Below are 22,679 nucleotides of genomic sequence, written 5' to 3' on the forward strand. Positions count from 1 at the left end.
GGAGTTCCTCATGTTTGTGGCGCAGTTCAACATCTCGAAGGAACGCTATCAACTCGACCACCCGGTCATGAGTGACTTCATGGCCAGCCTGGATCCGGTCAACGGGGCCGCCGACGAGTGGGACGGGTTCGTCTGGCGGTTGCACGACGAAAGCGGCAACGCCACCGCCATCCGGGCCTTCGACGACCCGACGATCATCTTCAATCTATCGGTCTGGCGCACTGTCGAGCAGCTCAAGGAGTTCGTGTACCGGTCAGCTCACGCGAACGTGCTCCGCCGACGCCGTGAGTGGTTCGAGGTGATACCCGAGCGCAGCTACGTCCTCTGGTGGGTCGACGAGTCCGGGTTTCCCACATTGGACGAGGCCAAGGCGCGGTTGCGGCACCTGCAGGAGCATGGCCCCACGCCGTACGCTTTCACCTTCGACCGAGTCCCGGCCGTGCGCCCGGGTAGTGGCGATGCCTAGCCGATCCTATCCGTATCTGACCGACGGATACCGCAGCAGTGATCCGGACCAGGTGCTTCACCTGATCGACCAGTTCCCCCTGGCAACGCTCCTGCCCGAGGACCGCGCAGACCGCAGTGTCACGTTCCTTCCGGTGATCATCGACCCGCACCATGACGCTCAGCCGGCGCTTCTCGGGCACCTCGACAAGAGCAACCCCTTCCATCCGATTCTCGACGGTGGACGCGTACGCGCCATCTTCCACGGGCCGAACGGTTACATCTCCCCTGCGGACTACGTGACGGAGCAGTTCCCTACCTGGAACTACGCAGTCGCACAGGTAGTCGGAGTGAGCACGCTGATCGACGAGCCCGATGTCAAGCTCCAGCACCTCGCACTAATGATCGAGGTGCTGGAGAGCGGGCATGGCACGACATACCGGTTCGACCCAGAGGCACACGTCCTCGACGGCCTGCTGGCCCGCATCACGTTCTTCCGGCTCGTCGTCGATTCCATGGATGCCACCTTCAAGTTTTCACAGGACAAGGTGTTCGGGGACCGCCTCGGCGCGTATCGAGGCCTGCTGAACCGCCTCCATGCCCGGCAGGAGCGTGCGGTCACCCGTTTCGCCGAGGACGTCGCCCAGACTGGTCAACGCCGCCCCGCGAAGCCACAGGAGACCCGGGAGAGCAAAGAATGACGCAAACAGCAGCCCGTCCGCCCAACACCCCCGTCGAGGTGCACGACAACATACTCGGGGCAATCGGCAATACCCCCATCGTGCGCCTCAACCGCGTAGTCGAGGGTGTCGGCGCGCGGGTGTTCGCAAAACTTGAGTTCATGAATCCCGGCGGTTCCATCAAGGACCGTATCGGCGCCTGGCTGCTGGAGGACGCCGAGCGGCGCGGTGTGCTCCGGCCCGGCGGGTTGGTCGTGGAGGGTACCGGGGGCAACACCGGAATCGGCCTGGCCATGGCTGCCGCCGTGAAGGGCTACGAATGCGTCTTCACCGTCCCGGACAAGATGTCCGAGGTGAAGATCAAGGTGCTGCGTTCACTCGGCGCACGCGTGGTCGTCACACCGACGGTCCCCCCGTCGGATCCACGCAACTACTGCAACGAGGCGCGCCGGATCGCCGCGGCCAGGCCTGGCTCGGTCTACATCGACCAGTACAACAACCTGGCGAACCGGGAATACCATTACCGGCACACCGGGCCCGAGATCATCCGTCAGCTGCCGCAGGTGGATGTCCTGGTAGCCGGGCTCGGCACCGGCGGGACGCTGTGCGGCACCGGAAGGGCCCTCAAGGAGTACAGGCCGGACATCAGGGTCATCGGTGTGGATCCCTATGGTTCGGTCCTTCATGAGGCGTACCGCACAGGCGTGATGGGCACACCGGCGCCCTATCTCATCGAGGGCATCGGCAAGGACTGCATCCCGTCGAACATCGACTTCGGGCTCATCGACGACGTGGTGCGGGTAGGTGACCGCGAGTCCTTCCTGATGACGCGAAGCCTCCTCAGGCGAGAGGGAATCTACGCCGGCGTCTCGTCAGGCGCGGCGGTGGTCGGTGCCTCCCGCTGGATCCGGGGAGCCGGAGCGCACCTGTCCGGGCAAACGGTTGTCGTCATCCTTCCGGACAGCGGCAGCCGCTACGTCACAAAGGCGTACGACGACGAATGGATGGCGGCGCAGGGCTTACTGGACGAGGAACCCGAGGTGGGCGAAGGGCGGCCGAGCGATGACTGAGTGGACCGCTGTGGAACGGGTCGACGGGATCAGCCGACGAGACTTCTACGGGGAGTACGTCACAAAGGGACGGCCGGTCGTCGTGCGCGGCATGATGTCGCAGTGGCGGGCGCTCGACTGGGGCGTCGACTACTTCCGCCAGCACACCTCTCCGGCGCCGTTGGGTGTCAAGAAGGGCAACGTCGCCGAAGGCAGGCGAGAGCAGGTCACGCTCGCTGGATACACGGAAGCGCTCGAGGCCTACGAGGCCGGGCTTGAGGGCGGCGAGCCGGTCGAGATGCCGGGCTACCTGCACGACGTTCCCCTGTTCCGGTCCTTCCCGGACCTGGTGCGAGACGTGCAGCCCTTCCCGTCGGACCTCCTTCCCAGCTGGTACAGGCGCAACTGGCCGGAGTACGTCCAGTACTTCATGGGACCGACCGGCAGCGTCACGCCGCTGCACTTCGACACGCTGCTGACCAACAACCTGTTCTTCCACATCGCCGGCCGCAAACAGTTCACTCTGATCCCGGCCGGCCAGCGCAAGATCTGTTACACCTATGGTTGGCGGTGGGCACGCTTCGACCCCACGGCGCCCGACTACCAGAAATTCCCCAGGTCGACCGCCACCACACCGGTCACCGTCGTTCTCGAACCCGGCGAGGTGCTCTACATGCCGCCGGGCACGCTACATCACGTCCGCAACCTGTCGATGACGATCTCCTTCAACATCGACTGGCACACCGCTGCCAGCGCCCTGTCGGGAATGGCTAGCGTCCTGCGGGGAGCGCCACTCAAGAACGGCTACTACAACGCGCTGTCGTTCGCGGGGGTCGGGATCGGAATCCCGTCGCAGTACGTGTTCCCGCTCTACAAGTCCTACCTCACCTACGTCAGCTGAGACACATCCACGGGGGGCGGCACAATGACCCAGGCACGCACGGTCGACCGACCGGCAACGGATCTGGAGAACCTCGAGTCAGAAGTGCGCAGCTACTGCCGGACGTGGACGGCCACGTTCGTCCGGGCGGTCGGGGACCGCATCGTCGATTCGGACGGCCGTTCCTACCTCGACTTCTTCATGGGCGCGGGGGCGCTCAACTACGGCCATTCCAACCGACACCTGCGCAGGCGGTTGATCGACTATCTCAACGACGACGGTATCGTGCACGGCCTCGACGTCATGACCGAAGCGAAGGCGACTTTCCTGCACACGCTACGCGAGCGGCTGCTCGTTCCGCGAAGGCTCGACTACAAGGTCCAGTTCACCGGCCCGACGGGGGCGAACTCGGTCGAGGCCGCACTCAAGCTCGCCCGCAAGGTGACCGGCCGGCGCACGGTCGTCGCCTTCACCAGGTCCTTCCACGGGATGAGCCTGGGTGCACTGGCTGCCACCGCAAACGCGGACAAGCGTGCCGCCGCCGGAGTGCCGCTCGAACACGTACTGCGACTGCCCTACGAGAGGTTCGGTGGACATGGCGTCTGCGGTCTCGACCTCCTGGAGGACCTGATCGGCTGCGCTGGTAGTGGCGTCGAGCTCCCTGCGGCGGTGATCGTGGAGACCGTCCAGGGCGAGGGCGGCGTCAACGTCGCCAGCCCTTCGTGGCTGCAACGGCTTGCCGAGATCTGCGCCCGGTTCGGCGTCCTGCTCATCGTCGACGACATACAAGCCGGATGCGGTCGCACCGGCCCCTTCTTCAGCTTCGAACCCAGCGGCATCGTGCCGGACATCGTCTGCCTGTCGAAGTCGCTGAGCGGATTCGGGCTGCCGATGGCGGTCACGCTCTTCCGACGAGAGCTGGACGTGTGGCGGCCCGGCGAGCACAACGGGACCTTCCGCGGCAGCGGACCGGCGTTCGTCACCGCGACCGAGGCGCTGGAGCGGTACTGGAGCAACGACGAACTGGCGCGGGCTACGGCGGAGAAGGAGGAGCCGGTCGCCGTCCGGCTCCGGGATCTCGCACAGGCCTTTCCCCATCTCGGTGTCACCTACCGCGGTCGCGGTCTCTTCTGGGGCGTTGAGTTCGGCCGTCCCGGCGTCGCGACGGAGGTGAGTCGGCAGGCTTTCGACCTGGGTCTCCTGGTGGAGACAGCAGGGGCATCCGACGAGGTCGTGAAGCTCCTGCCGTCGCTGCTGATCCAGGAGTCCGATCTCGTCGAGGGCCTGGAGATCCTCCACGAGGCCACCCGGCGCGTCGCGGGCAGCGCCGCGTGAACGCCCGCGGGGTGTCGGCGGTCGTCGTCTTCGCCTTCCTGACGGCCGTGGTGAACGTCTATGCCGGCAGCGTGTTCCAGTCGCTGTCGCCAGCCGGCGTTGCCGCGATCTCGTTCTCGCTGGCCTGCGTTCTCTTCACCGGGATCGGTCTGGCACGGCACGGGCTCGCCGCGCTGCGGCCGTTCGTCGACCAGGGCCGCGACGTGCTGGCCATCAACGTCACCACCGCCGTTGCCTGGCTGACCGTGCTGTTCTCACTGCAGTACATCGAGCCGGCGATCGTGAACGTGGTCAGCCTCGCCGTCAGCCCCGTGGTCATCGCCCTGGCCGGGCCCCTGATGCGGCGGGGCAGCCGGGTGATGGCGGGTGAGCTCGCCGCATCCGTCGGCATTCTCGCATCGCTGGTGGTCCTTGGTTGGGGGTCACTCTCGGGCCGTAGCGCGGTCGGTGAGATCGGGTACGCGGACGCCGCGCTCGGCATGACGCTCGCGGTCGCGTCCGGACTCGCTTCCGCAGGCAACATCGTCTTCTCCAAACGACTGAGTGACAAGGGTCTGAGCCCGACCGCGGTCATGGCGGTTCGTTTTCCCGTGACCATGGCGGGGGCATGGGTACTGGTCTCCGCCACTTCATTGCCCGACCTCGGCGCCGCGCTCGGCCCCGGGCTGCTGCTCGCCGTGATCTCCGTGATCGTCCCGCTCTACCTGCTGCAGATCGGCGTGCGTCACGCCGAGCCGATCACCGTCTCGCTGCTGATATGTCTGGGGCCGGGATTCACGCTCGCGTTGCAGACGCTGGACGGAAGGCTGCGAGCTTCCGCGCTGTCGATCTCGGTGATCCTCGCTATGACCGCGTTCGTCGCGCTCGGCACGCTGGCCCGGCAGCGGGCAGCTGGTACGGGGGCGGGAGCACCCCGGATCGCCGTGGTCGACGCCCATTCCACCGGTGGTTACCTGCCGGACGCACTGCGCGCCCGCGGCGCCCAGTGCATTCACGTGGATTCCGGGATGCCGGACGTTCACCTGACCCTGCGTGCGTCGGGATTCGTGGCGTCAGTCCGGCACGACGGCGATCTCCGGACAACCGTCGCGGCACTTCAACGACTGTCGGCCAGCGCCGTGGTCGCTGGGGCGGAGTCCGGGGTCGAGCTGGCCGACGAGCTCAATGCGGCACTGGGGACACCGGGCAACGGCATGTCGCGGCCGCGCGCCCGGCGCAACAAGTTCGAGATGGTCGAGGCGCTCCGGGAGGCGAACGTCGCACACGCGGCGACCATCGTCTCGAGCGTCCCGGGCGAGATAGTGCAGTGGGCAGAGTCGTCCGTGGGGTGGCCCGTCGTGCTGAAGCCGGTGGCGAGCGCGGGTACGGACAACGTCGTGTCATGCGCGTCGGCGGAGGAGATACGAGCTGCCGCCGAGAAGATCATGTCGGCACGGGACCGCTACGGCCGGGCCAACTCCCTCGTACTCGCGCAGGAGTTTCTCGCCGGCGACGAATACTTCGTCAATTCGGTCAGCCGAGACGGCGTACATCGGATGGGCGAGATCTGGCGGTACTACAAGCGTCACCTCCACGACGGGCACATCGTCTTCGACCACCACGAACCCATTGCGCCGGACGACCCGATCGCCCTCCGGCTGGGCCGCTACACCCGGGAGGTGCTCGACGCCCTGGAGATCCGGAACGGCGCCGGGCACAGCGAGATCATGTTCACCGAGCGCGGTCCCGTGCTGGTGGAGTGTGGTGCCCGGCTCGGCGGTGGCCAGGTTCCGCACATCAACATGCGCTGTCTGGGCACGAGCCAGGTGGATCTGCTGGCGCTCTCCCTCACCGATCCCCCGGCCTTCGCCACGCTCGACGAGATCGCGTACCGGATCATCGAGCGCCCCCGTCACGTTTCCCTCATCAATCCGTACCCGTGGGGACGGGTGCCGCCCGACGATACGCTGGCCGAGATCCGCGCCCTGCCGTCGTATGCGCACGACGTGCTGGCGTTCCCGGCGGGACACCAGATCCCACGGACGATCGACGTGGTGACCTCACCGGGCTTCGTCTATCTCATCTCACCGGATCGACAGCAGATCATCAACGACTACGCCCGGATCCGCGAGATCGAGCGGGAGTATCTCTATACGTCCCGATGAGCGGCCTTCCATGCCGCCGCCGTCACTCGGTAGAGCAGGCAGTCCCGGCCACCGCCGTCCAAGCGACGACCGTCCGGGACCGCACCGATCTTTTCGACAGCGCTCCGGGAGCGGGCGTTCTCCGGAGCGACCAGGAAGATCACCGAGTCGACCTGGCGAAACGCGTGGCGCAGCATAAGTCGCTTCATCTCGCCGTTGACGGCTCCACCCCAGTACTTCCGAGCGAGGAACGTCCAACCGATCTCGATCTCGCTGGCCTCGGGGTCGTACCCGTGATATCGGGACGTGCCCATGATCTCGCCGTCGGATATGTCCTCGGCGATCAGCGCGCCGCCGGAACCGAGCGCGTCGTCGAAGAAGCGGCGGAACGCCTGCGGGGTGTGGCGCTGCCGGTCCGGGTGCTGCGCCCAGATCAGCGGATCGGATGCCGCCAGTTGCAGACCGGACAGGTCGTCGGCGGTGAGCGGCCGGAGACGGACGAGGCTGCCGGTGAGCACCGGTTGTCGGTCAAAGGACACGGCCATCAGGCTACGGGTCAGCGGAACGCGACGGGCATCGATGTTGTGCACCAGTTCGACATCATGAGACCTGAGAGATCACGGAGGCCGGTCCTGGGCGCCATCACATGGGCGCGGACAGGGTCTGCCGGTCGGCAGCCTTGACGCCGGCTGGACAATGTCCGGCGTACCAGAACATCCACCGGACAGCCCCAGACGCCGGTCCCGAGGGGCGACGCCGCCGGCAGCGGGCGGCGGCGGTCTGGTTCGACGGAGGGAAGCCCGGTTTGCGCGACAACCTGATCAGCCTCGGGATCATCGCCGGCGCGGCTGCCGGCGCCGTCCTCCTCATGACGGTGGCCTACCGGATACTGCGCTACCTTGGCCGCCGCTCGATCCTCCTCGCCGAGCTGGCCCGGCGTGCCTATCCACCGGCATCGGTGATCGCCGCCCTCGCGGCGATCTGGCTGGCCGTACCGGCCGCCACCAGCAACGGCTGGCACGAGCCGTTCTTCCGGGGAATCCTGCTCGCCGTGATCGCCTCCGTCGGCTGGCTGATCGCCGCGCTGACCGACGTCGCCGCCGACACGGCGCTGCGGACGTTCCGGATGGACGTCCGGGACAACCTCTCCGCACGGCGGGTGCACACCCAGATCACCGTGATCCGGCGGGTGGCCGTCGCCGTCATCGCGGTGCTCACCATCGGGGCGATGCTGGTGACGTTTCCGCAGGCGCGGGCGGTCGGAGCCAGCGTGCTGGCCTCCGCCGGTCTGGCCGGGATCGTCGCCGCGCTCGCCGCGCAGAGCATGCTCGGCAACGTTCTGGCCGGCCTGCAACTCGCCTTCGGCAACGCGCTTCGGCTCGACGACGTCGTCGTGGTGGAGGGCGAGTGGGGCCGGGTCGAGGAAATGACCCTCGGCTACGTGGTCGTCAGGATCTGGGACGAGCGTCGGCTCATCCTCCCGTCGTCCTACTTCACCTCGACGCCGTTCCAGAACTGGACCCGTACCGGCGCCTCCGTGCTGGGCACGGTGGAAATTGACCTGGACTGGTCGCTGCCGGTCGAGGAGATGCGCCGGGAGATGCGCCGGATCCTGGAGGGCGAGGCGGACCGGCTCTGGGACGGGCGGGTCTGCGTCCTCCAGGTCACCGACGCCACCGGAGGCATGATCAGGGTACGGCCGCTGGTCAGCGCCGCGAACAGCTCCGCCCTCTGGGATCTGCGCTGCCTCGTCCGGGAGAAGCTGGTCGCCTGGGTCCAGCAACAGCAGCCCTCGGCCCGCCCTCGGGTACGGGCGGACCTCGAACCGGCCGGCGCAGGCTCGGCACAGTTGCCGCCGACCGACGGCGAGTCGTTCGTCGACGGCGCGGGGCGAGCGGCGCGCACGGCGCGGGAGGACGGGGTGGAGGTCGCCGACGGCGCCGGCGCCTCGGCGGGCGCGGAGAGCGCCAACTCGCGCCCGGCGCCGGCACAGCGGACCGACTGACCCTCCCTTCCAGGGCCAGCTTTCCTCCAGGGACTCACCTCGCATCACGCCTTCGTCAGCCGACAACGGCAACGGCAACCCCGAAAGCGGACCGGCTGCCTGGCAGCCTCCCACCTCGTGCGTGATGATCATCACCGTGACGGAACTCTGACCTCCCCAGACGGTAGAGTCCGTGCGGGTCGTCGAGGTGCGGCTACGGCCCCTCACGGTCTTCTTCCGGGCGACGATGCTCGGGTCCGTCCGGAACATCTCTGATCCGTACCGATTGGGGTAATGCGCCGTTGCCCCAATGGGTGCGGCATCGTGTGTGCGCCCCGCGTGCACACCCTGAGTGAAAAGGCCGTATGTCTTCGTTGCTGTCCCCGGTCGTCCGACCGCGTCTGTCCCGTCCGTCCTGGCTCTCGCCGAAGGTGTTCCGGACCGAGGTCCTCGCCGGCCTGGTCGTCGCCTTGGCGTTGATCCCGGAGGCGATCAGCTTCTCCATCCTGGCCGGGGTGGATCCGCGGGTCGGGTTGTTCGCCTCGTTCACCATGGCCGTGGCCATCTCGATCTGTGGTGGCCGGCCGGCGATGATCAGCGCGGCGACCGGCGCGATCGCCCTGGTCGTCGCACCACTGGCCCGCGATTACGGTCTGGATCACCTGGTCGCCGCGGTGATCCTGGGCGGGGCGATCCAGGTGCTGCTGGCCGCCCTCGGGGTGGCGAGGCTGATGCGGTTCGTTCCACGTAGCGTGATGGTCGGCTTCGTCAACGCCCTGGCCATCCTGATCTTCGCCGCGCAGGTGCCGTACCTGCTCGGGGTGCCGTGGCTGGTCTATCCGCTCGTCGCCCTCGCCCTGGTGATCATCGTCGGGCTGCCCCGCCTCACCCGCGCCGTCCCGGCCCCGCTCGTCGCGATCATCGTCCTCACGGTGATCACGGTGGCCGCCGCCGTGACCGTGCCGACCGTCGGCGACCAGGGTGAACTGCCGAAGAGTCTGCCCACTCTCGGCCTGCCGCAGATCCCGTGGACGATGGAGACCCTGGCGCTGATCGCCCCCTACGCCTTCGGTGTCGCGCTGGTCGGGCTGATGGAGTCGCTGATGACCGCCAAGTTGGTCGACGACATCACCGACACCCACTCCAACAAGACCCGCGAATCCTGGGGCCAGGGCGTGGCGAACATCGTCACCGGCTTCTTCGGCGGCATGGGCGGCTGCGCCATGATCGGCCAAACGATGATCAACGTGAAGGCATCCGGCGCCCGCACCCGCCTGTCGACCTTCCTGTCCGGCGTGTTCCTGCTCATCCTGGTCGTGGCGCTCGGCGACGTGGTCGCCACCATCCCGATGGCCGCTCTCGTCGCCGTGATGATCATCGTTGCGGTCTCCACCTTCGACTGGCACTCGGTCGCCCCCGCCACGCTCAAGCGCATGCCACTGGGTGAGACCCTGGTCATGGTCACCACCGTCGCCACCACCCTGGCCACCCACAACCTCGCCATCGGCGTCGTCGCCGGGGTGCTCACCGCCATGGTGATCTTCGCCCGTCGGGTCGCCCACCTCGTCGAGGTCACCAGCGTGCTCGACCCTGACGGCGGCACCCGCATCTACTCCGTACACGGCGAACTCTTCTTCGCCTCCAGCAACGACCTGGTCTACCAGTTCGACTACGCGGGTGACCCCGAGAAGGTGATCATCGACATGAGTCGCGCCCACGTCTGGGACGCCTCCTCCGTCGCCGCCCTCGACGCCGTCACCACCAAGTACGCGGCCCGCGGCAAGACCGTCGAGATCATCGAACTGAACAAGCCCAGCGCCGCCATCCACGGCAGCCTCGCCGGCACCCTCACCGCGAATCACTGATGCCAGGCGCCCTCCCGGCTGCCGGACCGCAGCACACCTGCGGTCCGGCAGCCGGGCGACCCATGCGGATCGGCGAAACCACCCAACGCATAGGTCGGTGAGCGCTCGGCCCTTCCGGAGGTATATGGCCGGCCACGGGGAGAACCCTGGCCCTCAGCGGGAGCGCCAGCGCACTCCTCGACCGCACCGTCGCTAGCCGAGTAGTTCCGATATCCGGTCCCGGATCACCTTCTTGATCAGCGGCAGCGCGGCGCGTAGCCGTTTGTTGTGGCCCGGCCGCTGGGGAAGGTACGGGAACATGTCGGCCGCGCGGCGGAGAGTGCGCTTGGCCACGCGTCGCGCTGGACGACGTCAAATGCGAGGTTCGATGCGAGGCACCGCCCCGGCGTGGGCGAGCAGTCCGTCGACGAAGGCCCCAAGCGCCGCGGCGTACGTGTCCTGTGCGGCGAGGGCGGGCCATCGGTTGCCGATACCGGCCAGGTGCGGCAGCCGGGACAGGTCGGCGCGGTCGAAGAAGGCGTCGTCGGGGGCGTCATGGGCGTCGCCCGCGCGCCGACTGTCGGAGTGTGCGCGAACCAGGATCTCGCCGACGGTGTAATACCAGATACCGCGAAAGAGGTGGACGGCTTGCTCGGACGTGCACCCAGCTTCGGCGGCCGCGCCGACGATGGCCTCGACCATCTCCAACGCCGGCTGGCCGAGGCGGCGCAGGAAGCCGTCGGCGGTGAGGACTTCGGCAGCCCAAGGCCAGGCGGCGAGCGAGTCGTGGATGGCGATGGCCGATGCGACGATGCAATCTCGCGGATCGCTGGGCAGGTCGCGGCGCAGCGTCTGCTGGGCATGTTCGTTGAGCAGCTGGATCAGCAGATCCTCGCGGTCGCGCACGTGGTGGTACAGGGTCGTCGGCCCGATCCCGAGCTCAGCAGCCAGCCGGCGCATCGTGAGCCTCTCCCAGCCATCCCGGTCGATGATCTTCCTGGCGGCCTCCAGGATCTCCGCACGGGAGGTCAGTGGCGGCCGGCCAGTGCGACCGTGGGATCGGGGCATGAGCCCATCATCCTCCGCGGTTCAGGTCCGCGAAACGGGGGCGGGTCGCGTCATCGACAGGGGCAGCACACATCGCTGGCTGACTCTGAAGTTGTCCTCCGGTTTGGCGGGCGCGCATGTCGTGCTATCTTTCGGAACATGTTCGAGAAGTCGCTTCGGTTGCGCGGTACCCGCTCCGACGCGCAACCAAGTTAGGTGCAGCCAGCATCGGTCGGGAAGGGACCAGCGCGATGAACATCACACGAAGAGGGCTTGTCGGTGGCGCCGCGTTCGGCATCGGCATGGCCGTGATGGGGACCCCGGCGTCCGCGACGACCCGCTCCCGTGCCTGCGAGTTGCAGTCCGCCCTGGACGCGATCCACCGCGCCGGAGTACCAGGCGTCTTCGCTGAGGTACGCAAAGGTCGTGACACGTGGCGCGGCGCCTCCGGGGTCGCCGACCTACGAACGGGCCGGCGGGCCACACCGACCCAGCGGCACCGCATCGGCAGCATCACCAAGACCTTCACCGCCGTTGCGGTCATGCAGCAGGTCGAGCGGGGCGCGGTCGGCCTCGACGCACCCATCGGCCGCTACCTGCCGCGGCTCGTGCCCGGAGTGCGCGGCGACAGGATCACGGTGCGGATGCTTCTCAACCACACCAGCGGCCTGCCCGACTACCTTCCCTACGCGTTCCCGTCCCTCCAGACGTTCCCCGCAGCCGGATCCACCAGGAGCCTCGACGACAACCGGTTCCGGCAGTTCAGCCGAGCAGAGCTGATCGCCATGGGCGTCGACGCGCCTCCCGCCGGCGAACCGGGGGCACCCAAAGGGGTGTACTCGAACACCAACTACCTGCTGCTCGGCGAGCTCTTGGAGGCGGTGAGCGGCATCGGAGCCGAGCAGTACATCACCCGCAACGTCATCAAGCCCGCCAAGCTGCGGAACACCGGCTTCCCGGACGGGGAACGCATCGTCGGAGCGCACCCGAAAATGTACGAGTCGTTCTTCGGCCTCATCGACCCGCCGCGGGACTACAGCGTCTACAACATGTCCTGGGTGTCGACCGGAGCCGGCCTGGTGTCAACCGTCGAGGACGTCAATCGCTTCTACGGCATGCTACTCGGCGGCAGGATCGTCAGCCGGGCGTCATTGGAGCAGATGCAGGCCACTGTCCCGGTCATCAACCAGACCGGCGAGCCGGTCACGTACGGTCTGGGCCTGCACAGGTTCGCCATTGCCGGCTGCGGCCCGATCTGGGGTCACGACGGCACGGTCTGGGGCGCACAGACGATGACGATGGTCAGCGCCGACGGCAACCGGCAGCTGTCCGTGGCGATGAACCTGGTGCGGTGGAACACGCTGGACGCTTCGGGGCAGCCACAGCACCACCCCATCGACGACGCACTGTCGAGCCTGTACAAGCAGGCGATGTGCGACTGATTTGACGATCGTTCTTCTCAAGACTCTCACGTCAACGTGGCACTGGCCTGCGCCAAAAGATGGTGGCGCAGGCCAGTGTGCGCAACGCTTCGTGGATGTCGTCACGGGTCGTCGGCGGTCGCGGCGAGCAGAGTGAGCGCCTCGCGGATGTAGCGCCAGGCGGTGGCCACTCCGACGGCGAACCCGGCGGCCAGACGGGCAAGGGTGTCGCCGTTGCGCAAGTGGGCCAGGACGAGCAGCGCTTGGCGGCCTGGGTCGAGCCGGCGCCACCGGGATCGTCGCTGGTGGCGATGAGTACGGATCAGGTCGGCGACGTGGTTGAGGATCGGGTGGACAGCGGGATCGAGGCAGGTAAGACAGCAACGAGGCTCCCGGTAGGGGCATCTTTCTTGGTCGATTGCTGTCTTACCGGGAGCCTCACCTCACCCGGCTACCGGCCCCCTCCACGCTGCCGACCTGCACCATCAGGTTGGAAATGGCTCAGTGATAGCCCTGGTTTCTCGGGATCGCTCCCGACCAGGGCTATCGCCATGTCGCACGCAAGGGGGGAGCCGAGGGGACTCGAACCCCTGACCCCCACACTGTCAGTGAACCAGCCAGCCTGTTCGTGTCTGCCAGACCGTGTCGGTTCGTGCCGAACGTACAGGTCAATGACTCCCTGGGGGTTCGAACCATGTCGGCCTCAACCGGGCCTTCCCGAGCCGTCCGTGAGACGGTTGTGAGATATCGCGGCAGCGGAACGGGGTGGACGTCAGCCCGCTCCGCAATCCGGCCCCCGCAGCGTAGGCATCCTGATCCCGCTGTGGCTCACTCTCAGCTTTGGCGGCCACCTGTCCCGATGCCGGGCCCGTGGCACGACGTCACCCATCAGATGCGTCTGCTCGACGGAGTGCCCGCTCGACCGTGCCGAACCGGATACGTTCCTGCTCCAGACGTAGCGCAGGGGCGTACCGGTCGGCAAGCAGGTCGGCGTAGAGGTCGGCCTCCGCCGGGTGCAGATGGGGCAGCTCGGCTCGGACCGGACTCGGCTCCCGACCCCAGTGGTCACGATGGGCGAGCAGTGTCGGCCGGTCCATCAGGATCGACCGGGTGTGCGGAAAGCTCTGGCGCAGCCGGTCCAGGATGGCGAAGCCGTGCGTGTCGAGGTCGCCCCAGTAGACCAGCTCACGGGAGTTCAGCCAGTTCAGCGGTGCCAGCCCGGACAGCGCGTACCCGCCGCCGAGGACCGCGACGGCATCGTCCACCGGCGGCAGCGCCAGATAGGTGATTTCGTTCTCCACCACGATGACCCGGGACGCCTCGACCGGACTGGCCGCCAACTCCTCCACCCGCACGGTCATCTCCCGGTATGGCCCCGGCGCCGGCGGTTTCCGGCCCAGCGCCCGCAGCCGAACGTACACCGGTTTGGTTCGGAGGCCGTACCGCTGCGCGAACCGGCCCGGCGGTTGGGAGTGGTCGATCCGACCCGGCTCGAGCTGACGGTCGAGCAGCCCGGCGAGCACTCCACGGTGTTGCTCGATGAACTTGGTATCGACGCCCGGCACGTCGACATGCCGCAGGTAGGTCTCCGGCCGCCCGTTGCGGTCGATCCAGAGCACGGTGTCGACCAGCCTGCCCCACCGATCCGCGTGCCCGAGCACCTGCATCGGATGGGCCACCATCCAGTCCAGTAATGCCGGTGCGCTCGCCTGGGTGGCCTCCAGCAGCCGTTCGCACGTCGCCACGTGCGCATCGACCTGCAACAGTGCCCAGAGTTGCTGGGGAGTGTCGATCACTGCCCGGGCGGGCACACGGTTGGCGCCGATCAGTCGGCCGCCGACGGTACGCTGCTCAAGCCGTACGAGATCCGTGTCTACCTTCCGCCATCGGCCGATCCACTCCTGAGCGGCGCCGAAATTATCGGCCAGTTCGGCTGCGGTCGGGGCGCGCAGCGGTACGACGACCGGCTGCCACGGCGTACCCCGTCCCAGCGCGGTGAGGAACTCCCCCGTCTCCCACCGACGACGCAGCCGGTCGACCAGATCGTCGGGCCCGGTCCAGCGCGGTTTCCGTGAGGCAGCGCCCATGTCAGGCCTCGGACGCGGACGATGCGCCCAATTCGTGTGCCTGCCGCCGCTCGTGGTACTCCTCGATGGTCAGACTCTGCAGACGCGAGTAGTTGCCGTTCGGGTTGTCCACGAACCCGACCGATGCCACGTACGGCTCGATGACGTGGATCTTCTGCAGTGGGGTCACGATCAGCAGTTGCAGACCGATCCGCTGGAACAGGGCGAGCGCGAACCGGGTCGATGTCTCGGAGCCGCGCCCGAACGCCTCGTCGATCACCACGAACCGGAACGTGTTCGCGTCGCTGGCCGCCGAGTCGAGCTTGAACTGGTACGCCAGCGACGCGGCCAGGATGGTGTACGCCAGCTTCTCCTTCTGCCCGCCGGACTTGCCGCCCGAGTCGGTGTACGTCTCGTGCTCGGCGTCGTCCTCCCGCCACCGCTCCGAGGCGGAGAAGACGAACCAGTTGCGCACGTCGGTGACCCGCCGCGCCCAGATCCGGTCGACGTCGGTGAACCCCTCCCGGCCCTGGAAACGCTCGATGATCCGCTTGACCTGGAGGAACTTCTGTTCCGAGTACTGGTCCGAGTCGTCGCCGCCGAGCGAGTTGTCGGTGCAGGCCCGCAGGTCGCCGACAAAGTCGCGGATCTCCACGTTCGGCGTCGGGTTGCCGTCCAGCCGGATGTACCGGCCCGGGTTGTAGTCGATGCCGACCAGCGACTGGTTGATCGTCGTTATCCGCTCCCGGATCAGCTCCGCCTGTTTGTTCAGTTGCGAGTGGAAGCTCGCGATGTCTCGGATCGTGTTCGTGTTCAGGTAGGTCTTGAACTCCGCCTCGAACCGGGGCAGGTCGTCGCGGATCAGTCGGTCCCGCATCGCCCGGTACTCCCCGGCGGACTGGACGGCGTTGTCCAGCTCAGCGGCCTCCAACGGGTACCGGCGCCGGAAGTCCACCATCCGGCCGACCGCCCGGTTGCTGGCCGCGGCCTGCCGGCGGGCGGCCTCGTCCCGCTCCGACCGGAGTTGGTTCTCGACCTCGTCGCGAAGGCGGTCGTAGCCGGCCTGCTCGGTGGGCACCGTGTCGCCGGCGCGCTTGCCCAGCGTCTCGAAACACTCCGCCGCCGCGCCGTACCCCGGCTCGTCCAGCAGCTGCCGCGCGTCCCGCAGCCCCTGCTCGGCCCGGTCGAGCTGTCCCCCTACCTGGCCGATCCGGCTCTGCGTGGTGTCGCGCTCGTCTCCGAGTTCGGTGAGTTCCTTTGCGACCCGGTCCAGCTCGGCGGTGAGCCGGGCGAGTTCCCCCGAGGCCGCCTCCAACCGCCGCTTCTCCGAATGCAGCCGTTCGATGCGTTGCACTGCCGAGCCCCAGTCCAGCTCGGTGAAGTCGGTGAACTCGACCAGCTTGCTCAGCGTGCCGTGGCGTCCGGTCAGCCGATTCAGCCGCTCGACAAGCGCGTCCCGGTCGGCGGTGGCCTGTGAACGCCGTCTGGCCAACAGCTGCGCCTTGGCGAGCAGCGCGTCGATCTTCTGCTCGACGCTCCAGCCGAGCACATAGCCGCTGCGGTCGTCGATCCGTGACCGGTCGTCCTTCTCGTGCCGGCCACCGACGTCCTTGACCTGGCCCGTCCGGGTCAGCGCCCGGTCGGCCCGACGAAATTCAGCGATCGAGTCGACGCACTCGTGACCGGCACGCCAGCGTAGTTCCCGCTCCAGCCAGGGCCGCAGCGGCGAATCCGGGTGCGGCTCCAGCTTGGCGAAGAGGGTCCGTCGCTCGTCGTAGCCGGGTTCGGGCTGGCGGGGCAGCGTCGCGGGCACCCGGTAGTAGACCAGCCGGCCGCCAAGATGCCGCCGGTCCACCCAGTCCGCGACCGCCGGGTAGTGCGCGTCCGGCACCAGCAGGGACAGGGCGAACCCACGCAGTACCCGTTCGGCGGCGCCCTCCCAGTCGGACTCCTCGGGACGTACCTGGATCAACTCACCGGCGAACGGTAGCGTGGCCTCGGGCAGGTCCAGCTCGGCACAGATCCGGGCCCGGAGTTCGAGACTGCGGCGGGGAATGTTGCTCCGCCGTTCCCGCAGGCTGTGCAGCTCGGCGTTGACCTCCTGCTCTTGGTCCGCGATCTCCTTCACCGCGACCGCGGCCTCGGTCAGCTCGTTCTGCCGGTCGGCGCGGTCCTGGTCGCATCGGGCCAGTTCGTCGGCGATCTCCCCTCGTCGGTCGGTGAACTGCGGCAACGCCTCGACCGGCGCCAGCCCGGCCTCGGTGAGCAGGCCGGCGTACCGTTCGAAGCGCCGCCGCCGCTCGTCCCGCGCCGTCTCGGTCTCGCCGATCTGTCGCTCCAACTCGGCGACCCGGTCACCGCCGTGCCCGGCGCGCTCCAACGTCAGCCGGTCCCGTCGCTCGGTCAGCTCGGCGATCCGCCCCTTCACGGCCGCCAACCCGGCCTGCTCCGCCGCCAGCGTCGCGGTGTGGGCGGCGGCCTCGGCCCGGAACAGCTCCGCCTTGCCCCGGGCGCAGAAGTACGGCAACGCCGAACGCTGGGCGTCCAAGGACGCGATCTGGGTCGCGTGGCCGTCGTACGCGTCGCACGCCTCCAGCAGGGGTTTCAGCTCGGCGAGTTGCTCGCGGGCCTTCACCACGGCCTCGTGCGCGCGGGTCAGGTCGTCGAAGTGGGCGACCAGCCGACGAATCCAGTCCGCAGCATCGAACGGCTCCAGCATGTGGTTGCGGACGAAGTCGTTGAGGTCGCCGACCGCCTTCATCGACACTGTCTGGTGGAACAGGTCCATCGCCTGGTCGGAGGCGATGCCGAGGCGCCGCCGGAAGTCCTTGCCATACTCCGGGAAGTGGTCGTAGATCTTGGCACCGGACTGTCTCAGCCGCTTTCTCAGTTGGGCGATCTCGCTGCCGAAGTCGACGAAGTCGGTGGCGACGGCCAGCTCTGCGCCGGCGGTCACGAAGAACCGTTCCGGCTGTCCGGAGTTGCCGTCCCGGGTCCAGAAGACCTGCCCGAGCGTGACGGTGGCGCCGGTCGCCGCGTTGCCGAAGACCCCGAGCAGCACCGAGTAGCTGTTGCCGCCACGCAACCCGACCGGCCGGGACGTCCCGGTCGCCTCGTTCCGCTCCGACTTGTAGTAGCCCAGCACGTACGAGCGCAGCGACCGTTCCCGGGTCTCGGCACCGGCGGCCCGGTTGTAGGAAATCTTGTGTGCCGGGAGCAGCAGCGTGGTGATGGCGTCGACCACGGTCGACTTTCCGGAACCGATGTCGCCGGTGAGCAGCGCGGTGGCGCCGTCCAACCGGAAGGTCCAGACCCGGCCGTCGAAGGTGCCCCAGTTGCGAAGCTCCAGCCGTAGCAGCCGGAATCCGGGTGCTGCGGCGACGGCGTCGGCCGGGCTCCGATCGGTCACCGCGCCCCCGCCGTGGTCCCCGACAGCTCGGCGGCGTACTCGGCGAGCCGGGCGTCGAAGTCGGCCAACCACTGCCCGTCGACGAAGGCCTTGATGATCCGCCGCACCTCGTAGCTCGCTTCCCCGTCGTCGAGCCGACGGAGGAACCCCAGCTCGACGACCTTGTTGAGATGGGTGTCGATCTGATCGATCAGCCGAGCTTCACCGATCGTGGTCGGCATGAAGGTCGTGATCAGATCGATCATCTGCTGGCGGGTGAGCACCAACCGGGTGTCACTGTTGTTCGCGTCGAACTCGGCGAGTTTCTTGCGCAGCAGCGCCAGTAGCAGGCTGACGTGGAACGACAGCGATCGACGCGGGATCAGCCGGGGCACGGCGGGCCCGTCCTCGTCAGCATCGTCCGGTCGGGAGCGCAGGAAGGCGTACCCCTCGGCCTCGTCGATCACCACGATCAGCCCCAGTACCGCGACGTAGTCGCGCACCTGCGTCTGCAACTGCGTCAGGTGAAGCCACGGCGCCGGGTGGGCGTCCCGGTAGACGACGCCCTTCATCAGGTGCGTGACGGCGATCGAGAGGTCGGGCTCGGCAGGGCGGGACGTTCGGGGCACCTCATTCACCTCCCGGGGAGGGGCGATCTACGCACGAAAGCCACCGCGGGCAGGATCGCCTTCCGCTGCCGGCCGTCGGCGTCGTGCCAGCGTACGTGCTCCTGCCGCCGCTCATCGAAGACCAACTCGAACGTGGAATCGTTGTCGAGCGACAGGTAGGTAACGAGTTCCGCCAGTCCCTGCTCCAGGGGATGCATGGTCAGCAGCTCGGGTAACGAGACCTGCGTGCCGCCGCTGAGCGCCGCCCGTACAGCCTCCCGCAGACGCGTCGGATCGACGTGTACCTGCTCGAACAGGGCCGAGACGTCGACCTCCGCCGGGTCGGCGTCGACATCTGGATCGCTGTCCAGCAGCTGCTTCGCCCTGATCTGGTACAGCGGTCGCTCCATCGGTAGGACGATGTGCGGAGCGGTGCCGTCGATCTCGTGCCCCAGGTCACCCGTCGGCTGGTCACGCAGGGCAAGGGCATGGACTTCCACGCTGCGCAGGATGTCCATCACCCGCCGGTTCTCCAGCCAGACCTGGTCGTCGAGGAACCGTCGTAGCTGCTCGGAGAGCAACCGCACGGTTGCCTGGGTGCGCTCCGCCGCGTCCAGCCAGTCGTAGTGGACGCTCCGCATCCGCGGGTCCGGCTCGCCGATGGCCTCCAGCGACTGCACCCGGGCGAGCAGGTCGCTGAATTCCTGCTGACGCCGGGGTGAGAGGAGGAAGTCGTAGAAGGCGTGGAAACTGCGACCCTGGTCGGACTCCGCGATGTCGTTACGGTTCCCCACGACCTCGTCCAGGAGCTCGCCCTTTGAGCCGTCCCAGGTAGCGATCCGCTCCCGCAGCTCCCGGTCGAGGGTGCGAAAGTTCGCCTCCACCTCCCGGAAGTCGCCCAGCAGCCCTCGGGCGGTCGCCACGAACTGCTGGTACCGGTCGCGTTGCGCCGCCGGATCGAGCAGGTCGACCTCGCCGGCGGAGACCCGGGCGATCTCGGCGTCGAGTTCCGCGCGTCGCTGCCGCAGTTCCGCCAGCCGGACCTCCGGATCGGTCTCGGCGCCGAACGCCATCTGCCGCAGCAGCTCCAGCGCGATGTTCAGCCGCGACTCGGTACCCACGAAGGAGCGGGCGCGCAGCGACTGCACCCAGGCGAGCGCGCGCTCCACCGCAGGCGTGGCGTCGAAGTGCACCTGGTCTGAGCCGGGCGGATAGTACTTGCGCAGCCAGCCGACGTCGGGCTGTGCCCACTCGTCCAGGTACGCCTTGGCGGTACGAGGATACGTGCCTTCCCCGAAGCGTTCGTTGAGTGCGAAGAGCTCGTCCTCCAGTCGGGTCGTCAACTCGGTCGCGGAGATCGAGCGGATGTTCTCCTCGACGAAGATCCGCCCCAGGAAGGACAACACCAGGGCGGCGTGATCGGCCCGGAGCAGGCGCCAGGCCGGGCTGTTTCGGCGCAGCCAGTCAAGGCTGTCGAAATCCATTCCGCTGCCCCTGTCCGCTTTCGTTCCTGGTGCCGCCCAGATGCTACGGCGTCTGCCGCGTCGCCCAGTACTGCTGCGGGCATCAGACGCACTGGCCGAACTTGGCGATCTGGACATCGCCTTGTACGACGGCACTCAGCCCATACCCGAAGATCTGGATGATGTCGAGTTTTATGCGGTTCCGTACGGGATTATTGATCTGCGTCTCTGCGAGCCGATCGCCCGGATGCCCCGGCTCAACGTGGTGCAGACTGTGACCGCTGGCTACGACCATGTCCTGCCGTACCTGCGGCCCGGCTTGACCGTGGCCAACGGCCGGGGCGTGCACGGCTCGATCGGCACCGCGATCGAGCGCCGGCTGGCCGGGTTCGAGGTGGAAGTCAGCCGGGTGGCCCGCAGCGCCCGCCCCGGCGTACGGGCGATCTCCGAGATCTCAGAACTGTTGCCGCAACCGGACATTGTCATCCTGTCCATCCCGCTGACCCCGGAGACCGATGGCCTGGTGAACAAGGATTTCCTCGCGAAGATGCCCGACGGTGCCCTGCTGGTGAACGTGTCCCGGGGCCGGGTGGTGGACACCGAGGCACTGCTCGCCGAGCTCAACGCTGGCCGGCTGCACGCTGCCCTGGACGTTGCCGAACCCGAGCCGCTGCCCGCCGATCACCCACTGTGGTCCGCGCCGAACGTCCTGATCAGCCCGCACGTCGGCGGCCTGACCGCCGCGTTGGCGCCCCGCGCCCGCCGGTTCCTGGTCGACCGGGTCCGGCGGTACCAGGCGGGCGAGCCGCTCACAAACGTCGTTATCGGGCCGTAAACCTTCGGTTCCCATCATGGGCCGACGCAGGTCCATCAGCCGGGAAGTTTGGCCGACTGGCGTCGCCACCCCCGTACCGTCCGACATGAATTCCGTTACCGGGCGCGGGAGTCAGTCCCCGGTTCCCGCGCCCGTGAAGCTGAATACCTTTCGCGGACGCAACCGGATCCAGTGCGACGCCCAGGACATGTCCCGCCCGCCACGATTCGTCGCCGCCACCTCAGGCAGTGGACCGGTAACGAGTTCCGCATCGCCCTCCAGGATCACCAAGCGGTGGTCCACGCCGGAGCCCTCGATCAGCACGACCGATGCCCACGGGTGCGCGGTCAGATGTGCGGACCGGACCGCTCCGCCGGACACTGGCAGCCAGGCGGCGTGCTCGTGCACCGTCACGCCCGTCGGCACCGCGTGCGGACGGCCGTTCGGACGGGTGGTGGCCACCACCGCGTTGCACCCGGACCTCAGGTACGCCTCGATCTGAGTTCCGGTCATCCGATACGCGGCCGGATACGCCGCCTCGGTCCCCGGGCTGGCCCGGACGAACGTTTCCCGCTGAATTTCGTCCAACCAGTGCGGCTCCAACACGGGTGAACCCTCCTTCGGCAGACCCGGCCACCGCTTGACCGGGCGGTCCGACCGGGGCCGGCGCCTCCGCCTCGACCGATCAAGGTCCGCGAGGCCGGCCGGACGGTAAACGTGTACGCCCTGATCGCGGCCGGCGTCGACGCCGACGGCGGCCGGGAGGTCCTCGGCCCGGACATCGCCTCCGACGAGGACAGCGCCGGCTGGCTCACCAATTCTCCACTCGCTGGCCGCGAGGAGCCGGTCCGGAGTCAGTGTCGTCATCTCCGATGCCCACTGCGGCCTCGTCGCCGCCCTCCCCGGCGCCGGATGGCAACGCTGCCGCACCCACTACCTACGGAACCTGCTGACCAAGCTTCCCAAGACAGCACAGCCATGGGTTGCCACCGTGGTCCGCATCATCTTCGACCAGCCCGACGCCGCTTCCGTGCGCGACCGGTACAAGAGGATCATTGAAACGATCGAGCAGCGTTTCCCCGCCGCCACAGGCCGTGAAGCGATGTGAGACGCAAAGCCAGCGACATTCACAAGCACCGCTTGAAAATGCCGCTGACTCGCGGTTTCGGGTGGAGCCGAGGGGACTCGAACCCCTGACCCCCACACTGCCAGTATCGTAACGATACTGTCACGACGTACCGCCGGATGCCGGAACCTACGCTGAGCAGGCACAACTTTCCGTGAGCAAATGATGCCTTCTGTCACTGAATACCGCGCCATCACGGCTCTCTGATCTTGGTGTGTGACCACCGATGTGACCACACTCAGTGTGGGAGGCTTCGTGCCACCCCGTCCGGCCACCGCTGCCGGGTCTGTCAAGTTAACGGCTGATCTTGGTTGTTGAGGTGGTCAGTCGTTGGCCGGGGTGAGCCGGCCATCGAAGGCGAGCTGGAAGGCGTTCAACGGTGCCTTCCAGCGCATGGTCCACCGCCG

Annotated in this window: 17 protein-coding genes and 3 pseudogenes; 11 read left to right on the forward strand and 9 right to left on the reverse strand. The window is 67.8% G+C overall.

The features are described from left to right. Positions 1–10 precede the first annotated feature (10 nt). Genes ABNF97_RS21710 through ABNF97_RS21735 form a run of 6 tightly spaced genes read left to right on the forward strand, consistent with a single transcriptional unit; the run spans position 11 to position 6,532 of the window. Complete coding sequence (locus ABNF97_RS21710; protein WP_349339598.1) at positions 11–466, forward strand: DUF3291 domain-containing protein; 456 nt, start codon at positions 11–13, stop codon at positions 464–466. Continuing rightward, positions 459–1,145, forward strand: coding sequence for an FMN-binding negative transcriptional regulator (locus tag ABNF97_RS21715; protein WP_349339599.1), 687 nt, complete (start codon positions 459–461; stop codon positions 1,143–1,145). Before ABNF97_RS21710 ends, ABNF97_RS21715 begins: the two co-directional genes overlap by 8 nt. After that, positions 1,142–2,194: a pyridoxal-phosphate dependent enzyme gene (locus ABNF97_RS21720; RefSeq protein WP_130464705.1), complete on the forward strand. Its 1,053-nt coding sequence runs from the start codon at positions 1,142–1,144 to the stop codon at positions 2,192–2,194. Before ABNF97_RS21715 ends, ABNF97_RS21720 begins: the two co-directional genes overlap by 4 nt. Beyond that, entirely contained in the window at positions 2,187–3,074 is an 888-nt protein-coding gene (locus ABNF97_RS21725) for a cupin-like domain-containing protein (RefSeq protein ID WP_349339600.1), read from the forward strand. Before ABNF97_RS21720 ends, ABNF97_RS21725 begins: the two co-directional genes overlap by 8 nt. A gap of 24 nt (positions 3,075–3,098) precedes the next feature. Then, positions 3,099–4,388, forward strand: coding sequence for a diaminobutyrate--2-oxoglutarate transaminase (gene ectB, locus ABNF97_RS21730; protein ID WP_349339601.1), 1,290 nt, complete (start codon positions 3,099–3,101; stop codon positions 4,386–4,388). Then, a complete protein-coding gene (locus ABNF97_RS21735) occupies positions 4,385–6,532 on the forward strand; it encodes an ATP-grasp domain-containing protein (RefSeq protein ID WP_349339602.1) in 2,148 nt (715 codons plus the stop codon). Before ectB ends, ABNF97_RS21735 begins: the two co-directional genes overlap by 4 nt. Here the strand turns inward: ABNF97_RS21735 and ABNF97_RS21740 are convergent. Next, positions 6,517–7,050: a GNAT family N-acetyltransferase gene (locus ABNF97_RS21740; protein WP_349339603.1), complete on the reverse strand. Its 534-nt coding sequence runs from the start codon at positions 7,048–7,050 to the stop codon at positions 6,517–6,519. The two genes, ABNF97_RS21735 and ABNF97_RS21740, sit on opposite strands and share 16 nt — an antisense overlap. Before the next feature lie 266 nt (positions 7,051–7,316). On the opposite strand from ABNF97_RS21740, the gene ABNF97_RS21745 reads away from it, so the two are divergent. Both ABNF97_RS21745 and ABNF97_RS21750 read left to right on the forward strand, forming a co-directional pair. Beyond that, on the forward strand, positions 7,317–8,516 hold the full coding sequence (locus tag ABNF97_RS21745) for a mechanosensitive ion channel family protein (RefSeq protein WP_486484817.1): 1,200 nt from the start codon (positions 7,317–7,319) through the stop codon (positions 8,514–8,516). Positions 8,517–8,860: 344 nt separating this feature from the next. After that, positions 8,861–10,360 (forward strand): SulP family inorganic anion transporter, encoded by a 1,500-nt coding sequence (locus tag ABNF97_RS21750; protein ID WP_349339604.1) that lies wholly within the window; start codon positions 8,861–8,863, stop codon positions 10,358–10,360. 216 nt (positions 10,361–10,576) lie between these two features. Here the strand turns inward: ABNF97_RS21750 and ABNF97_RS34260 are convergent. After that, positions 10,577–10,666, reverse strand: a pseudogene (locus ABNF97_RS34260) (IS982 family transposase); the annotation flags it as partial. Positions 10,667–10,711: 45 nt separating this feature from the next. Continuing rightward, positions 10,712–11,407 (reverse strand): TetR/AcrR family transcriptional regulator, encoded by a 696-nt coding sequence (locus ABNF97_RS21760; protein WP_349339606.1) that lies wholly within the window; start codon positions 11,405–11,407, stop codon positions 10,712–10,714. A gap of 230 nt (positions 11,408–11,637) precedes the next feature. Here ABNF97_RS21760 and ABNF97_RS21765 point away from each other — a divergent pair, with 230 nt between their 5' ends. Continuing rightward, positions 11,638–12,828, forward strand: a complete 1,191-nt coding sequence (locus tag ABNF97_RS21765; RefSeq protein ID WP_349339607.1) for a serine hydrolase domain-containing protein — start codon at positions 11,638–11,640, stop codon at positions 12,826–12,828. Between the two features lie 107 nt (positions 12,829–12,935). Here the strand turns inward: ABNF97_RS21765 and ABNF97_RS21770 are convergent. From ABNF97_RS21770 to ABNF97_RS21790, 5 genes and pseudogenes are all read right to left on the reverse strand, one after another. Then, positions 12,936–13,171, reverse strand: a pseudogene (locus ABNF97_RS21770) (helix-turn-helix domain-containing protein); the annotation flags it as partial. Positions 13,172–13,688: 517 nt separating this feature from the next. Further along, entirely contained in the window at positions 13,689–14,894 is a 1,206-nt protein-coding gene (locus tag ABNF97_RS21775; protein ID WP_349339608.1) for a Wadjet anti-phage system protein JetD domain-containing protein, read from the reverse strand. Between the two features lies 1 nt (position 14,895). Beyond that, entirely contained in the window at positions 14,896–18,282 is a 3,387-nt protein-coding gene (locus tag ABNF97_RS21780; RefSeq protein ID WP_349339609.1) for an ATP-binding protein, read from the reverse strand. After that, on the reverse strand, positions 18,279–18,890 hold the full coding sequence (locus ABNF97_RS21785; RefSeq protein WP_349339610.1) for a DUF4194 domain-containing protein: 612 nt from the start codon (positions 18,888–18,890) through the stop codon (positions 18,279–18,281). The genes ABNF97_RS21780 and ABNF97_RS21785 overlap by 4 nt, the downstream gene beginning before the upstream one ends. A gap of 5 nt (positions 18,891–18,895) precedes the next feature. After that, on the reverse strand, positions 18,896–20,353 hold the full coding sequence (locus ABNF97_RS21790; protein ID WP_349339611.1) for a DUF3375 domain-containing protein: 1,458 nt from the start codon (positions 20,351–20,353) through the stop codon (positions 18,896–18,898). Positions 20,354–20,393: 40 nt separating this feature from the next. Between ABNF97_RS21790 and ABNF97_RS21795 the strand changes: the two genes are divergently transcribed. Continuing rightward, positions 20,394–21,167 carry an NAD(P)-dependent oxidoreductase gene (locus tag ABNF97_RS21795; protein WP_349339612.1) on the forward strand — a complete coding sequence of 258 codons (774 nt, stop codon included), beginning with the start codon at positions 20,394–20,396 and terminating at the stop codon, positions 21,165–21,167. Between the two features lie 111 nt (positions 21,168–21,278). Here ABNF97_RS21795 and ABNF97_RS21800 read toward each other — a convergent pair whose 3' ends face one another. Continuing rightward, positions 21,279–21,752, reverse strand: a complete 474-nt coding sequence (locus tag ABNF97_RS21800; RefSeq protein ID WP_349339613.1) for a pyridoxamine 5'-phosphate oxidase family protein — start codon at positions 21,750–21,752, stop codon at positions 21,279–21,281. Positions 21,753–21,830: 78 nt separating this feature from the next. Between ABNF97_RS21800 and ABNF97_RS21805 the strand changes: the two are divergent. Next, positions 21,831–22,233: pseudogene (locus tag ABNF97_RS21805) on the forward strand (transposase); the annotation flags it as partial. Between the last annotated feature and the right edge of the window lie 446 nt (positions 22,234–22,679).

This window comes from Plantactinospora sp. B6F1 (genome assembly GCF_040120695.1).
GTDB lineage: Bacteria > Actinomycetota > Actinomycetes > Mycobacteriales > Micromonosporaceae > Plantactinospora.

Bases quoted from the DNA above. Each gene is read 5' to 3' on its own strand.
- ABNF97_RS21760 (WP_349339606.1), bottom strand. From the start codon at position 11,407: ATGCCCCGATCCCACGGTCGCACTGGCCGGCCGCCACTGACCTCCCGT.
- ABNF97_RS21710 (WP_349339598.1), top strand. From the start codon at position 11: ATGTTTGTGGCGCAGTTCAACATCTCGAAGGAACGCTATCAACTCGAC.
- ABNF97_RS21790 (WP_349339611.1), bottom strand. From the start codon at position 20,353: ATGGATTTCGACAGCCTTGACTGGCTGCGCCGAAACAGCCCGGCCTGG.
- ectB (WP_349339601.1), top strand. From the start codon at position 3,099: ATGACCCAGGCACGCACGGTCGACCGACCGGCAACGGATCTGGAGAAC.
- ABNF97_RS21720 (WP_130464705.1), top strand. From the start codon at position 1,142: ATGACGCAAACAGCAGCCCGTCCGCCCAACACCCCCGTCGAGGTGCAC.
- ABNF97_RS21715 (WP_349339599.1), top strand. From the start codon at position 459: ATGCCTAGCCGATCCTATCCGTATCTGACCGACGGATACCGCAGCAGT.
- ABNF97_RS21775 (WP_349339608.1), bottom strand. From the start codon at position 14,894: ATGGGCGCTGCCTCACGGAAACCGCGCTGGACCGGGCCCGACGATCTG.
- ABNF97_RS21725 (WP_349339600.1), top strand. From the start codon at position 2,187: ATGACTGAGTGGACCGCTGTGGAACGGGTCGACGGGATCAGCCGACGA.
- ABNF97_RS21750 (WP_349339604.1), top strand. From the start codon at position 8,861: ATGTCTTCGTTGCTGTCCCCGGTCGTCCGACCGCGTCTGTCCCGTCCG.
- ABNF97_RS21765 (WP_349339607.1), top strand. From the start codon at position 11,638: ATGAACATCACACGAAGAGGGCTTGTCGGTGGCGCCGCGTTCGGCATC.
- ABNF97_RS21795 (WP_349339612.1), top strand. From the start codon at position 20,394: ATGCTACGGCGTCTGCCGCGTCGCCCAGTACTGCTGCGGGCATCAGAC.